Origin of the sequence: Brevibacterium linens (assembly GCF_003999335.1) — a bacterium.
Classification (GTDB): Bacteria; Actinomycetota; Actinomycetes; order Actinomycetales; family Brevibacteriaceae; genus Brevibacterium; species Brevibacterium linens.
The window spans coordinates 845,501-858,866 of record NZ_CP026734.1 but is presented as its reverse complement, the minus strand read 5'-3'; the positions used below and the strand labels follow the sequence as shown (position 1 = coordinate 858,866).

13 protein-coding genes are annotated in these 13,366 nt (G+C 64.9%); 6 read left to right on the top strand and 7 right to left on the bottom strand.

Annotated elements, in window-relative coordinates:
* The first annotated feature begins 2 nt into the window (after positions 1-2).
* Complete coding sequence (locus CXR29_RS03585; RefSeq protein ID WP_127363928.1) at positions 3-1,055, top strand: putative FMN-dependent luciferase-like monooxygenase; 1,053 nt, start codon at positions 3-5, stop codon at positions 1,053-1,055.
* A 1-nt stretch (position 1,056) separates the two neighbouring features.
* Entirely contained in the window at positions 1,057-2,367 is a 1,311-nt protein-coding gene (locus tag CXR29_RS03580) for an alkylhydroperoxidase domain protein (RefSeq protein ID WP_127363927.1), read from the top strand.
* 92 nt (positions 2,368-2,459) lie between these two features.
* Here the strand turns inward: CXR29_RS03580 and CXR29_RS03575 are convergent, their stop codons facing one another.
* The 5 genes from CXR29_RS03575 to CXR29_RS03555 all read right to left on the bottom strand — a co-directional run bounded on the left by CXR29_RS03575 (position 2,460) and on the right by CXR29_RS03555 (position 6,083).
* Entirely contained in the window at positions 2,460-2,879 is a 420-nt protein-coding gene (locus CXR29_RS03575) for a DUF779 domain-containing protein (protein ID WP_127363926.1), read from the bottom strand.
* Entirely contained in the window at positions 2,879-4,402 is a 1,524-nt protein-coding gene (gene exaC, locus CXR29_RS03570) for an acetaldehyde dehydrogenase ExaC (RefSeq protein ID WP_127363925.1), read from the bottom strand. The genes CXR29_RS03575 and exaC overlap by 1 nt, the downstream gene beginning before the upstream one ends.
* Positions 4,403-4,561: 159 nt before the next feature.
* Complete coding sequence (locus CXR29_RS03565) at positions 4,562-5,188, bottom strand: M23 family metallopeptidase (RefSeq protein WP_338142536.1); 627 nt, start codon at positions 5,186-5,188, stop codon at positions 4,562-4,564.
* Entirely contained in the window at positions 5,185-5,616 is a 432-nt protein-coding gene (locus CXR29_RS03560; protein WP_127363924.1) for a GNAT family N-acetyltransferase, read from the bottom strand. Before CXR29_RS03560 ends, CXR29_RS03565 begins: the two co-directional genes overlap by 4 nt.
* The gene (locus CXR29_RS03555) at positions 5,613-6,083 is read right to left on the bottom strand and encodes a GNAT family N-acetyltransferase (protein ID WP_127363923.1); all 471 of its coding nucleotides are present in this window, start codon (positions 6,081-6,083) and stop codon (positions 5,613-5,615) included. The genes CXR29_RS03560 and CXR29_RS03555 overlap by 4 nt, the downstream gene beginning before the upstream one ends.
* A 58-nt stretch (positions 6,084-6,141) precedes the next feature.
* Between CXR29_RS03555 and CXR29_RS03550 the strand changes: the two genes are divergently transcribed.
* Positions 6,142-6,366: a hypothetical protein gene (locus tag CXR29_RS03550; RefSeq protein WP_127363922.1), complete on the top strand. Its 225-nt coding sequence runs from the start codon at positions 6,142-6,144 to the stop codon at positions 6,364-6,366.
* Positions 6,367-6,383: 17 nt separating this feature from the next.
* On the opposite strand, the gene CXR29_RS03545 is transcribed toward CXR29_RS03550, so the two are convergent.
* Positions 6,384-7,454: an AI-2E family transporter gene (locus CXR29_RS03545; RefSeq protein ID WP_127363921.1), complete on the bottom strand. Its 1,071-nt coding sequence runs from the start codon at positions 7,452-7,454 to the stop codon at positions 6,384-6,386.
* Between the two features lie 94 nt (positions 7,455-7,548).
* On the opposite strand from CXR29_RS03545, the gene CXR29_RS03540 reads away from it, so the two are divergent.
* Both CXR29_RS03540 and CXR29_RS03535 read left to right on the top strand, forming a co-directional pair.
* On the top strand, positions 7,549-10,131 hold the full coding sequence (locus tag CXR29_RS03540; RefSeq protein ID WP_127363920.1) for a M3 family metallopeptidase: 2,583 nt from the start codon (positions 7,549-7,551) through the stop codon (positions 10,129-10,131).
* Entirely contained in the window at positions 10,112-10,870 is a 759-nt protein-coding gene (locus tag CXR29_RS03535) for a queuosine precursor transporter (protein WP_241241576.1), read from the top strand. The genes CXR29_RS03540 and CXR29_RS03535 overlap by 20 nt, the downstream gene beginning before the upstream one ends.
* 296 nt (positions 10,871-11,166) lie before the next feature.
* Here the strand turns inward: CXR29_RS03535 and tgt are convergent, their stop codons facing one another.
* Positions 11,167-12,423, bottom strand: coding sequence for a tRNA guanosine(34) transglycosylase Tgt (gene tgt / locus CXR29_RS03530; RefSeq protein ID WP_101594474.1), 1,257 nt, complete (start codon positions 12,421-12,423; stop codon positions 11,167-11,169).
* Positions 12,424-12,444: 21 nt separating this feature from the next.
* Between tgt and mmuM the strand changes: the two genes are divergently transcribed.
* Positions 12,445-13,362: a homocysteine S-methyltransferase gene (gene mmuM / locus CXR29_RS03525; RefSeq protein WP_101594476.1), complete on the top strand. Its 918-nt coding sequence runs from the start codon at positions 12,445-12,447 to the stop codon at positions 13,360-13,362.
* The last annotated feature ends 4 nt before the right edge of the window (positions 13,363-13,366 follow it).

The window sequence follows — 13,366 nt, the reverse complement described above, 5'->3', positions numbered from 1 at the left end:
CCATGACCCCTCACCCCACCGATCCTCAGGCCACCGGACCGAAGCTCGGATTCTTCACTCGCCTGCTCGAGGACGCCCCGGCAGCTCAGCGCTACCGCTTCGCCCTCGAACAGATCGAGACGGCCGAGGAGTTCGGCTTCCATTCGGCATGGGTCGCCCAGCACCACTTCTCCGCGGCAGAGGGCGGGCTGCCGTCCCCGCTCGTCTTCCTCTCCCATGCCGCCGCCCGCACCTCCCGAATCGACTTGGGCACCGCGATCATCACCCTGCCGATGGAGAATGCCGTGCGCGTGGCCGAAGACGCCGCCGTCCTCGACGAACTCTCCGCCGGTCGCCTCCAGATCGGTCTGGGCTCCGGCGGGAATCCGAAGTCCTTCCCAGCCTTCGGCACGAGCTTCGATGACCGTCGCGAGGTCTTCGCCGACAACCTCGCGACCCTGCGCACCCTGTTCTCAGGCGACCGGCTTCCCACCGACCACAGTCTCTATCCCGTTCCCGACGCGGAGCGTCCGAGTCTCGAACGACGCCTGTGGCAGGCGACATTCTCCTCAGGCGGTGCCGGTGCGGCGGGCGCCGCCAGTGACGGACTCATGCTCTCGCGGACACAGCCACGGCCCCAGGACAACCCGTCGGCACCTCTCGATGAGGTGCAGCTGCCGGTCATCGACACCTATCTCTCGCAGCTGCCGGACGGAGCCGAACCGCGCATCCTCGCCTCCCGTACCGCAGTGGTCGCCGATGCTGAGGATCTGCCCCGGCTGCGTGAGATCACCGAACCGGCGCTGCGGGCCGAGGCCGACCGCCTCGTCGGCTATGACACGTCGTCGCTGACCCTCGATGAGCTCCTCATCGCCACCGACACCTACCTCGGCACGCCCGAGCAGGTGAGCGAACGTCTGCAGCATGACCGCGTCCTCGATCGGGCCACCGATGTCAGCTTCCAGGTGCACTCGGTTCCGGCGACGAACGAGACCGCCCTGCGGTCGATCGAACTGCTCGCCACTGAGGTGGCCCCGGCCCTCGGGTTCTCCGTGACCAAGGAGCGGGTGCACTGAGATGGCCGATATCATCAACCTCCTCGCCGGAATCGCGGCGAATGATCCGCTCGATGTGCTGCGCGATCACCGGGCACAGGCGAAGGAGAACGCCCAGCTGAGTTTCGAAGCTCTGCTCGAGCCCGAGGATCCGCGCGGTGTGTCTTACCGGGAGCGTTATGCCGTGGCCGCGTTCACCGCCGGCCTGCTCGGTTCGGACCGTGCCGAGGAGTTCTACCGTGACCTGCTTCGTGACGAAGATGAAGCCGCGTCGTGGGCGGTCGCGGAACTCCTCGACGAGGCGGTGCTCGCACTCGATTCGCGTGCCGAGGTGCGCGGGCCCTACGGGATCGTCGAATCTGCGGCACTGTCGGCGGAGAGTGTTCCCGGTCCCTGGTTCACCGCCGACGCACAGTCACGCCAGACGTTGGGACCCCGGCTCATCGCGGGGCTCGAGTTTGCTCATCTCCTTGCGCTCCATCCGCGCGATGCCAGGCCGGCGCACCTCGCCCTGCTGCTGGAGTCCGGATGGGACGAGGACGGCATCGTCACGCTGGCTCAGCTGGTTTCGTTCCTCAACTTCCAGATCCGCATCAGCACCGGACTCGCCGCACTCACCGAGCCGGCGTCCACGGTTCCGTCCCCGGACGACGCAGCCCCGTCCTCACACGACACGGAAGACAGCCCCGCCTCGGCGAGAGTCGAAGAGGCACTGCAGTCCGTCGGGGACCGGGTGAAGACGTACCCGAACCTCAAGCGCCCCGAACTGTTCCAACAGGGTGGGCTCGGCTGGGTGCCGTGGATCGCTCCCGTCGCCGAGGCGGACCTCAGCGATGATCAGCAGGATGCCCTGATCGAGGCGGGACGGGCGAAGAACCCCTACTTCCGGCTGCTTGCGAGGGATCCGGCCGCACTCAAGGCACGAACTCTGACCGACCTCGACATCTTCTTCAACACCACTGACGGTCTCGGGCGAGCCGAACGCGAACTCGCCGCGACCGCGGCGTCACGGCTCAACGGGTGCCTGTTCTGCGCGTCGATCCATTCCGATCGGGCCACCGAGGAATCCGGACGTCGGGAACTCGTGCAGCGCCTCCTCGACGAAGGAATCGGCACGGAGTCCCGCCTCGGTAATCAGGTGTGGGACGCCGTCATCGATGCTTCGGTGGCACTGACGCTGACTCCGCAGACCTTCGGCGGGCGGCACGTCGATCAGCTGCGTGCGGCTGGCTTGGGCGACGGCGACATCATCGACGCCCTCAGCTGCGCCGCCTTCTTCAACTGGGCGAACCGGCTGATGCTCTCCCTCGGCGAGCCGGAGCAGCTGAAGTAGGCCTCGCCGAGAAACGGGCTGAGTGTCGAAAAACGCATGTGCGCACGCGTTTCTCGGCACTCAGCCCGTTTTTCAGTGGGACGGTGCAGACTTCAGCCGACGTCCATGAGCGTCGAGCGGATGATGAAGCGGTTTCCCGTCGGTGATTCGACGCTGAAGCCGCTGCCGCGGCCCGGCACCACATCGATCGTCAGATGCGTGTGCTTCCAGTACTCGAACTGCTCCGTCGACATCCAGAAGTCCAGGCCGGCCTTCTCGGCATCATCGATGGGCAGGTCGAAGTGGCCGAGCAGCACATCGGCTTCCGAGGTGAGGAAGTCGCCTTCGGGGAAGCACATGGGCGACGAGCCGTCACAGCAGCCGCCGGATTGGTGGAACATGAGCTGTCCGTGTTTGTCGACGAGACCTGCGAGCAGGTCGATGGCGGCCTGAGTCATCGCCACTCGCGATTTCTCTTCGCCCTCGATCGTCGGTGTCGATTCGAGGGCGGCTGTTTCGGTGGTGTCGCTCATCAGAAGAATCCTTGTGCATTTTCGGAGTAGCTGACCAGCTGGTTCTTCGTCTGCTGGTAGTGGTCGAGCATCATCTTGTGGTTCTCACGTCCGATGCCCGAGGACTTGTATCCGCCGAACGCGGCGTGGGCCGGGTAGGCGTGGTAGTTGTTCACCCAGACGCGTCCGGCCTGGATGTCGCGTCCGGCCCGGTAGGCGGTGTTTCCGGTGCGCGCCCAGACTCCGGCGCCGAGGCCGTAGAGCGTGTCATTGGCTGTGGTGATCGCGTCGTCGTAGTCGGAGAACGAGGTCAGGGCCACGACGGGTCCGAAGATCTCCTCCTGGAAGATGCGCATCTTGTTCGTGCCCTTGAAGATCGTCGGCTGGATGTAGAAGCCGCCGGCAAGGTCACCGTCGAGTTCGGCTTTGTCGCCGCCGATGAGCGCCTCGGCGCCTTCGTCCTTGCCGATCTTGAGGTACGACATGATCTTCTCGAACTGGTCGTTCGAGGCCTGTGCGCCGACCTGGGTGTCGGTGTCGAGCGGGTTGCCCTGCTTGATGGACCGGACGCGTTCGACGCCGGCGGCGACGAAGTCGTCGAAGATCGAGTCCTGGACGAGCGCACGCGACGGGCAGGTGCAGACCTCGCCCTGGTTGAGAGCGAACATCGCGAAGCCTTCGAGCGCCTTGTCTCTGAAGCTGTCGTCGGCAGCCATGACGTCGTCGAAGAAGATGTTCGGTGACTTGCCGCCGAGCTCCAGAGTGACCGGGATGATGTTCTGCGAGGCGTACTGCATGATCAGACGGCCGGTCGTGGTCTCACCGGTGAAGGCGACCTTGCGAATGCGTTTGTTCGATGCCAGCGGCTTGCCGGCTTCGACACCGAACCCGTTGATGATGTTGAGGACGCCGGGAGGCAGCAGGTCGCCGATGAGTTCGGCGAGGACGAGGATCGACGCCGGGGTCTGCTCGGCCGGTTTGAGGACGACGCAGTTGCCGGCGGCGAGCGCTGGAGCGAGCTTCCACGTGGCCATGAGCAGGGGGAAGTTCCATGGAATGATCTGTCCGACCACGCCGAGGGGCTCGTGGAAATGGTAGGCGACGGTGTCGTCGTCGATCTGTGAGATGCCGCCTTCCTGCGCCCGGATGGCCGAGGCGAAGTAGCGGAAGTGGTCGACGGCCAGCGGCAGGTCCGCAGCCAGCGGTTCGCGGATTCCCTTGCCGTTGTCCCAGGTTTCGGCGACGGCGAGCATCTCGAGGTTGGATTCGATGCGATCGGCGATCTTGAGCAGGATGTTCGACCGTTCGGCGACCGAGGTCTTGCCCCAGGCCGGTGCCGCTGCCCATGCGGCATCGAGTGCGGTCTCGACATCGTCGGCTGTGGAGCTGGGGATCTCGGTGAAAGCCTGCCCGGTGACGGGGGTGATGTTCTCGAAGTAGTTGCCGTCCTTCGGCGGCACCCACTCTCCTCCGATGTAGTTCTCATAACGGGGCTTGAACGTAACGAGCGCGCCGTCGGTACCGGGTGCTGAGTAGACTGCCATGACACTCCTTCGTGTGAGTCCATCCACCCCACTTCACGTGCCTCGTCCGATGGCGGTCGGAGGCGCGGAGCAGATGTGTCCGTGTCCTCTCACCTTAGGGCGGAACCGGGGTGCGGACAATAGCCGTCATTGCTTCGTGATCGAGTTCTGAGAGTCCGCTCACGCTTCGACAATGGTGCCATTGGTGGGCAGCGTATCTCCGAACCGAATCGGTACAGCGTCTGCAAGGGAGATGTCCATACTGCTGATCGCTTGGACATGCAGATGAGGTTCGGTGCTGTTGCCGGAATTCCCGCAGCGCCCGAGCCTCTGCCCGATCCGGACAGTCTGTCCGACCTGAACTTCGACACTCCCCTGTTGAAGGTGGCAGAGGGCAACAACAGTGACATCGCTTCGGATCATCACGTGGTTCCCGGCGAGTGCGGGCCATCCGGCATCGACCCGTCTGCGTTGAGTCATCGCATAGCCGAGCGAACGCAGACCACGGTAGGCCGGGTGATCTGCCGCGGAGTCGTGGATTGCCGCAACAGTGCCTCTGACAGGAGCGAGTACGTCGCGGCCGAAACCTATGAACTTCTCTGGCTGTTCCGGACGAAACAGCGACTCGAGTCCGAATGCGGCCGACCGCCCGGAGCCATCGACCGGCACGAAATCGATCGCGTACGAACTCGCGAACCGCGTGGTCCCGTGGCTCGGCACACGATCCCCCGGACTGTTCTGGACCAGCCAACGACCGGTGAAGGGGTAGGCGAGCACGAGAGGTTCAACTGTCATTTCCACCGTCACCGCATTCCCCATTCGGAAGAAGAAGCTGTGAAGTCGATTGCGTCGCAGAGTCTGCCGCCGATTGTCTGGTGCCCCACGAACAACTGACCGCGGAGATATCCCGCACGTCCAGCCGTGCGAAGAGACGGAACGTTCCAGGGTTCGATATACAGATCGATGCGCTGGATCTGAGGAATCGACAGACCGAAATCCGTCAGCGCAATGAGGGCGTCTGTTGAGAACCCACGGCCTTCTGCGTGGCGGCCCTGCTGCCGGCGGACCCAAGAACTGGCTTCCGCCTTGTCGGCAGTGCCAAGCAGCGAACCGGTCAACGGCACAGAGGGGTCGGTCGAGAGGCTTCGTGCCATTTCGACGTCATGTTGGTCAGCCGAGCGCTGCTGAATCGCCCCGTGGGCTGGAAGAATCTGTGCCCGATTCGGCAGTGTCATCCCACCGACTTCACCATGATCAGGCAGTGCGTATCCGCTCCCCACAGGTCGGTCTCCTCCAGCGGCAGGAAGCCCATCTTCTCGTAGAAGTGACGGGTCCGCGCATAGTTCGGATGGTCCCTCGACGGTCCGAGGGTCTTCACCTCGAGCAGCTTCGTCCCCCGGGCCCGCACATCCTCGGTGATGGCCTCGATCATCGCAGTCCCGACTCCCCCGCCGTGGACGCAGCGATCGACGACGGTGAAATGGATCTCGCTGGTCTGCGGGAAATGATGCGTCACCAAGGTGGCCCCGACGACTCGTCCGCTGTCGTCGCGCACCGTCCACGTCTCCATGCGGCGCGCGTCGTCGATGTATTCGGCGTTGGATTCAGGTCTGCCGAACCATTCCGGCACGGTCGCGAGCAGCCGTTCCACATCTTCGGGGACGGCATCGTCGCGCTGAGCTCTCCAGCCCGCTTCAGTCATGGGCTCCACCCTAGACTCCGCATCGATGCTCCGGTACCCCGTTGCTAGACTCTGCCCCATGAACGAGCCCGAATCCCCCGTCCTCCGACTGATCCCGTACCTCGCGGCGATCTCTGCAGCAATCTTCGCGGGACTGGCCATGGCAGGAACCGGAGAGAGCAACCTGCTTGTCACTCTGGTCGCGGCAGCAGCCGGGTACTTCGGTGCCTATTTCATCGTCAAGCTCATCATCCACGCCATCGTCACTCGAATCGATTCCGGCGGCCACAACGACCAGAGCTGACGTTCTCTCCGCCGCCCCTACTTCTTCGCCTGTGCGGGGACGACGACCTTGCGGATGATGATGAGCGCCGAGGCGGCCACCGGCACCGCGACCACCGCACCGAGCACGCCGCCCAAGGTCCCACCGGCGATCGCGGCGATGATCACCAAGGCACCCGGCACGTCGACCGCCGCCTTCATGATCCGCGGGCTGAGCAGATACGCCTCGACCTGCATGTACACGAGATAGTAGATGCCGGCAGTGATGCCCAACCCGGGCGAGACCATCAGACAGGACGCGGTGATGATGATCGCGCCGGTGATCGGTCCGACCAGGGGAATGAGCGAGGCGAGGAACGCCACGAACGCCAACAGCGCCGGCAGCGGGGCACCGATGATGGTGAGGAAGATCGCCGAGCACACACCGTTGACGACTCCCAAGGACACCTGGCCGAGGACGTAGCGTCCGATGGACCGGGTGACCTCCTCGGTGACGGATTCGACCGTCGGCCGTGATGAGGCCGCCACCAGCGAGAACATTGCGGATTTGATCGTCGGCATGGACACGGCGAAGTAGATGGTGAGGATGACGACGATGATCACACCGGTGAGGAAGCTCAAGATCCCCGCCCCGATGGACACGACGCCGCCGCCGAGGGAGAGCACATTCTTCGGATCCGAAGCCCAGTCCGAGATGTTGGCGAACACCGCATCGATGTCGATCGCGCCGGTGAACTGCTCCTCGAGCTCGGTGACCCACCCGGTCGTCGCAAGGTTCGCCACGATTCCGGGCAGATCCGCGATGAACGTCTGGATCTGACTGATCACGGCCGGAGCGATGAGCAGCGCAACACTGACGACGATGAGGATGAAGGCCACGACGACGATGAGCACCGACAGCGACCGCGGCACCTTGCGATCGACGAGCCACTGCACGATCGGTTCGAGCCCGAGGGCGAGGAACAGCGCCAGACCGATGTAGATGATCACTGTCGCCACGGACTGCAGCGCCGTCATCACCAGGATCGCCAGCCCCACGCCCAAGGCTCCGGTGAAACCGAGCCGGAACGCGCTGTTGAGTGTGAGGGACTTGCCCTGCCCAGTGCCCATGGAACCCAGTGTAACCAGCGATCATGCACTGGTCGGTCGACTCACGTTAGGATCGGAGCGAACCCTCAACCGCTAAGAAAGTGAATCGTCGAGCATGAACGCAGATCCGAACGGCATCGATGTCTGGGAAGCGTTCCTCGACCCGCAGACCGACTATTCGCTGCCCGACTTCGCCGCGGTCACCGCAGAGACGCTGCTGACCGCGGTTCACACGGCCACCGATTTCGCCCGCGCCGAGGTGGCGGCCATCGTCGCCGACGACGCCGAGTCCACGTTCTTCTCCACCACGGTGAGATTCGAATCCGCGTCCGTGCCGATGACCCGCATCGCCTCCGTCGCCGCAGCCATCGAGTCGAATCATCTCCGTCCCGAACTCACCGACGCCATCTCCGAGATCTGGGAGCTCCTGTCGGCCGCCCAGACCGAGATCCTGCTCAACGTGGACCTCTTCCACCGCATCGAACAGGTCTCGGTCGCCGACCTCAACCCCGAGGACAAGCGTCAGCAGGAACTGACCATCGATCTCTTCGTGCGTGCGGGAGCCCGCCTCGGCGAGGAGGAACGAGAGCAGATGGCCACGATCGCGGCCGAGCTGACCACTTTGGAGAACTCCTTCTCCCGCGCTCTGCAGCTCGATACGCGCGAGTTGGCCGTCCACCTCAGCGAGGCCGATTCCCTGGCCGGGATGAACGACGATCAGATCGCGGCAGCGGCGAATCGCGCCGCCGAGCGCGGCGTCGACGGCTACCTGCTGCCGCTGAACAACTTCACCCAGCAGGGTGTGCTCGAATCCCTGAACACAGCGCAGACGCGCCGGCACGTGCTGAACAATTCGATGGCGCGCGGGTCCCGCGGCGGCGACGGCGACACCCGCACCCAGGTCGCCGACACCACGGCGCTGCGTGCGCTCAAGGCGCATCTGCTCGGATACCCCTCCTACTCGTCCTTCGCCATCGACAATCAGACCGCGGGCAACCCCGATGCCGCTGCCGATATCGTCTCCTCCCTCATCAATCCGGCGAACGCCCAACTCGATGAGGAGCTGGCACAGGTCAAGACCCGCTACGGCCTCGAGACGGTCGCAGCAGAAGACGTCAAGTACTACCTTGCGAAGTTCCGCGCCGACGAATTCGGCATCGACCCCGACGAGGTGGCCAAGTACTTCGAGTTCGACACGGTCCTGACCGAGGGCGTCTTCCGAGCCGCCACCGGCCTGTACGGCATCACCTTCGCCCCCTACGACGGTGTGACGGCCTGGCATGAGGACGTCCGCGTCTACGAGGTCACCGACGTCACCGAACGTCCCTTGGGGCTCGTGCTCATCGACCCCTATTCCAGGGACACCAAGCGCGGCGGAGCCTGGATGGACCAGCTGGTTCCGTCCTCCCGACTGACCGGGCTGCTGCCGGTCGTCACTCTCTCGCTCAACCTCGCCAAGCCGGGCCCCGGGCGGCCCACTCTGCTCAATCCGACCGAGCTGACGACCCTGTTCCACGAATTCGGTCATGTCCTCCACGGGCTGTTCGCGAACTCGACCTACCCGTCGACGGCAGGCACTGCGGTTCCGCGTGACTATGTCGAGTTCCCGTCCCAGCTCAATGAGATGTGGCGCTTCCACCCGCAGATCCTCCCCCACTTCGCCAAGCACGTCGACACGGGGCAGCCGATGCCGGCCGAACTCGTCGACGCCCTCATCGCCTCAGAGAAGTTCGGGCAGGGCTTCGATACGATCGAATACCTGGCCGCGGCCATGCTCGACCTGTCCTGGCATTCGCTTGAGGCGGGCGAACACATCACCGATGTGCTGTCCTTCGAATCCGAGGTGCTCGCCGCGGCCGGGTTCTCCCCGCTCGTGCCGCCGCGCTACCGGTCGACGTACTTCGGACACATCTTCGCCTCCGGCTATGCGGCCGGCTACTACTCCTACCTCTACTCCGAGGTCATCGCCGCCTGGGTGAGCGAATGGTTCGAGGCCCAGGGCGGGCTCAACCGGGAAGCCGGTGAGGCCTTCCGCGAGGCGATCCTCGCGCCGGGCTATTCGGTCGACCCGATGGCCGCGATCGAACGCTTCTTCGGCACCCGCCCGGATGTCGCCCCGCTGCTGCGCCGCCGCGGTCTCGCCGAACCCGTCACCGAGGCGGACGACGAAGACGAGGAGGCCACGACCGAGACCGAGCCCGGAGCCGCCTCGGCGAGGTGGGACCACCCCAACCACGAGGCGGTCGCCGCCGATCTCACGGCTGCGGGCATCGATCCGCGCATCGAGATCTTCGACGGCTCGACGCCGACGGCAGCCGCTGCGGCCGAAGCCCTGGGCACCGAGGTCGGGGCGATCGCGAACAGCCTCATCTTCTCCTCCGGCGGCTCCCCCGTGCTCATCATGGCCTCGGGTGCCCATCGGGTCGACACCGCCCATGTCGCCGAACTCATCGGCGTCGACTCCCTCGACCGGGCGTCGAAGGAACTCGTCCGCGAGGCCACGGGGCAGGTCATCGGCGGGGTCGCACCCTGCGGTCATCCGGGCCCGATTCCCACCTATGTCGATGTGTCGCTGAAGGACTATCCTGTTCTCTGGGCCGGCGCGGGGACACCGAATTCGATGGTGCCCCTGACGTACGAGCAGCTGCTCACGGTCACCGGAGGAAAGGAAATCACCGTTGTCGCAGAAGAGTCCTGAGTCTGGGCGCTCCGAGTCTGAGTCTGGGCAGCCGGGTCGCACCACCGATCCGGCGCACACCACCTCGGCTGCACGTTTCGCAGCTTTCGCTTCCTCTCGGGGCCGCTACTATGCGGTCTTCCTCGCCGTGTTCTGCGCGGTGCTCATCATCTCGAACATCTCGGCCACGAAGGTCATCGGCTTCGGCCCCGTAGTCACCGACGGTGGCGCGTTCCTCTTCCCCATCGCGTACATCCTCGGCGATGTGATCAGCGAAGTCTACGGCTTCAAAGCCGCCCGCAAAGCCGTGATCACCGGTTTCGGCCTGCAGATCCTGGCCACCTTCGTCTTCTGGCTCGTGCTCATCTCGCCTCCGGGACCAGGCTACGAGAACCAGGACGCCTTCGCCGCGGTACTCGGCTTCTACCCGCGCATCGTCGCGGCCTCCCTCGTCGGCTACTTCGTCGGCCAGCTCCTCAACTCCTGGGTGCTCGTGGCGGTGAAGAAGCGCATGGGCGAGTCGAAGCTGTGGGTGCGACTGCTCACCTCGACCGGCGTCGGCGAGTTCGTCGACACGCTGTTGTTCTGCATCATCGCCTTCGCCGGAGTCATCCCGGGGCTCGACTTCCTCAACTACATCGTCGTCGGCTTCGTCTACAAGGTCGCCGTCGAAGTCATCTTCCTGCCCGTGACCTACCGGGTCATCAAGCTCGTCAAGCGCCACGAACCCAGCTACGAACTCGAGGAGGCTGAAGCTTAGGCGATCCGGACGCCCAGCGCGGGTGGCATTGGACGCGCAGTGCTGGTGGCATTGGACGCGCAGTGCTGGTGGCAGCGGACGCAGCGTGGTCGGCCAAGCACGAACGGTGGTCTGCGGCGAGTGTCATCGAGTTTCGTCCTCGGCCGCATCGACTTCTGTCCCTGAACGCATCGACTTCTGATCAGGTTATCGAGATAAAACTCGATGCGCTGATCAGAAGTCGATGACTGACCGGAACGGACCAGTCGAAGACCGACCGGCACGGGCCGGGGCGACCGCCACCACCGGGTCCGCGCCTACTTCTTCGCGTAGTACCGGCCGAGGACGTCCGTCTCCAGCTCTGAGAAGCGGCCGTCGATCATCGACTGCCGGATCTCATCGACGAGCGAGACGACGAAGTGTTCGTTGTGGATGGTGCACAGGGTGGAGAAGAGCATCTCCTTCGCCTTGTACAGGTGCCGCAGGTACGCCCGTGAGTAGTTCTGGCACGTGTAGCACGAGCAGTCGGGGTCCAGCGGGCCGAAGTCGCGACGATACTTCGCACCGGTGAGGTTGTATCGGCCGTCGCGGGTGTAGATCGCGGCATTGCGGGCCACGCGGGAGGGCGAGACGCAGTCGAAGGTGTCCGCGCCGGTCTTGATCGCTTCGAACAGGTCGTCGGGTTCGGAGATGCCCAGCAGGTGCCGCGGCTTGTTCTCCGGCAGCTCCTCGCACACCCAGCGGATGATGATGCCGAGGTTCTCCTTCTCCAGCGCACCGCCGATGCCGTAGCCGTCGAAGTCCATGGCACCGAGATCCCGGGCCGCCTTGCGCCGCAGGTCCTCGTACTGTGCACCCTGCAGCACACCGAACAGCGCTTGGTAGGGCCGGTGCGAACGCTCCTCGGTGAGGCGGAAGTGCTCTTCGATGCAGCGGATCGCCCACAGTCGGGTCCTCTCCAGGGATTCCTCCTGGTAGCCGCGGGTGTTGACCAGAGTGGTCAGCTCGTCGAAGGCGAACATGATGTCGGCGCCGAGTTCGTGCTGCACACGCATCGAGATCTCCGGGGTGAAGCGGTGCATCGACCCGTCGAGGTGGGACTTGAACGTCACTCCGTCGTCGTCGACGTTCGACAGCCGCTCCTTGCCGACGGCGACGAGTTCATCGTTCTGCTCGCCCGTCGACTCCATCGAGATGACCTTCTTGAATCCCGACCCCAGGCTCATCACCTGGAATCCGCCCGAGTCGGTGAAGGTCGGTCCCGGCCAGTTCATGAACCTGCCCAGACCGCCGGCCTCGTCGATGAGGTCCGACCCCGGCTGCAGGTAGAGGTGGTAGGCGTTCGAGAGCACCGCCTGACCGCCGAGTTCGGCGACCTCGTCGGGACGCACGGCTTTGACCGTGGCCTTCGTGCCGACCGGAATGAACGCCGGGGTCTGGATATCGCCATGCGGGGTGTGGATGACCCCGGTGCGTCCGCCCGTGTCCATGCGGGTGCCCACCTCGAATCCGAAGTTCGATCGGTCGTTGATGGGTGCGGTCTCGAATGCCGCCGAAGTTTCGTCTGCAGTCACCAGACAAGCTTAACTAAGTCCATGACGTTCACCCAGATGCTCACCCTCTCGGAGGCCGCCCCCATCGTCATCGACGGCGGTCTGGGCAGCGCCGCCGAAGATCGCGGCATCGACCTCGGCCACGCCCTGTGGTCGGCCGAGCTCATCCGCCGTGATCCGGACACCCTGCTGGCAGTGCACTCCGCCTTCGCTGATGCCGGTGCCCGCATCCTTACGACCGCGAGTTACCAGGCGACGCCGACGGGCTTCGTCGAAGCAGGAATCAGCGTCGCGGAAGGCAACCGGATCATCACCGACAGCGTGAGAGTCGCGCGCAGTGCCGCAGAACGCAGAGACGTCCTCACCGCCGGTTCCGTCGGCCCCTACGGCGCAGCTCTGGGCGACGGTGCCGAATACACCGGCGACTACCGCTTGTCCTCGTCCGAATACACCGCCTTCCATCGTCCGCGCATCGCTGCCCTCGCCGAGGCGGGAGCGGACCTGCTCGCCATCGAAACCCAGCCGCGCCTCGACGAGATCGCAGCGATCATCGGCCTGACAGACGAGACCGGACTTCCCTCCTGGGTGACCGTGACTCTACAGACCGGCACGGACACGAACGTCCCGACCTTGCCCGACGGCAGCACCTTGGCGGAGCTCGCGGAGGCGGCGGCCGCCTCGGCGAGTGTGCAGGCGATCGGAGTCAACTGTGTGCGCCCATCCCTGGTGACTCCGGCACTGAGAGAACTGTCCCGGCACACGGATCTGCCGCTCATCGCCTATCCGAACTCGGGTGAGATCTACGACGCGAACACCCTGACCTGGCGCGACGGCGCGGAAGCCGGCGTCGGTTCGTGGCCGGTGGCGGAGTGGACCCGCCTCGGTGCGCGGATCATCGGCGGCTGCTGTCGGGTGCGTCCGGAGGACATCGCAGTCCTGACGGAGCGGACCCGAGCCTGAGTCC

What these genes read in the sequence shown, in the direction of transcription:
- CXR29_RS03585 (WP_127363928.1), top strand. Translation starts at nt 3, where the DNA reads ATGACCCCTCACCCCACCGATCCTCAGGCCACCGGACCGAAGCTCGGA.
- CXR29_RS03580 (WP_127363927.1), top strand. Translation starts at nt 1,057, where the DNA reads ATGGCCGATATCATCAACCTCCTCGCCGGAATCGCGGCGAATGATCCG.
- CXR29_RS03575 (WP_127363926.1), bottom strand. Translation starts at nt 2,879, where the DNA reads ATGAGCGACACCACCGAAACAGCCGCCCTCGAATCGACACCGACGATC.
- exaC (WP_127363925.1), bottom strand. Translation starts at nt 4,402, where the DNA reads ATGGCAGTCTACTCAGCACCCGGTACCGACGGCGCGCTCGTTACGTTC.
- CXR29_RS03560 (WP_127363924.1), bottom strand. Translation starts at nt 5,616, where the DNA reads ATGACACTGCCGAATCGGGCACAGATTCTTCCAGCCCACGGGGCGATT.
- CXR29_RS03555 (WP_127363923.1), bottom strand. Translation starts at nt 6,083, where the DNA reads ATGACTGAAGCGGGCTGGAGAGCTCAGCGCGACGATGCCGTCCCCGAA.
- CXR29_RS03550 (WP_127363922.1), top strand. Translation starts at nt 6,142, where the DNA reads ATGAACGAGCCCGAATCCCCCGTCCTCCGACTGATCCCGTACCTCGCG.
- CXR29_RS03545 (WP_127363921.1), bottom strand. Translation starts at nt 7,454, where the DNA reads ATGGGCACTGGGCAGGGCAAGTCCCTCACACTCAACAGCGCGTTCCGG.
- CXR29_RS03540 (WP_127363920.1), top strand. Translation starts at nt 7,549, where the DNA reads ATGAACGCAGATCCGAACGGCATCGATGTCTGGGAAGCGTTCCTCGAC.
- mmuM (WP_101594476.1), top strand. Translation starts at nt 12,445, where the DNA reads ATGACGTTCACCCAGATGCTCACCCTCTCGGAGGCCGCCCCCATCGTC.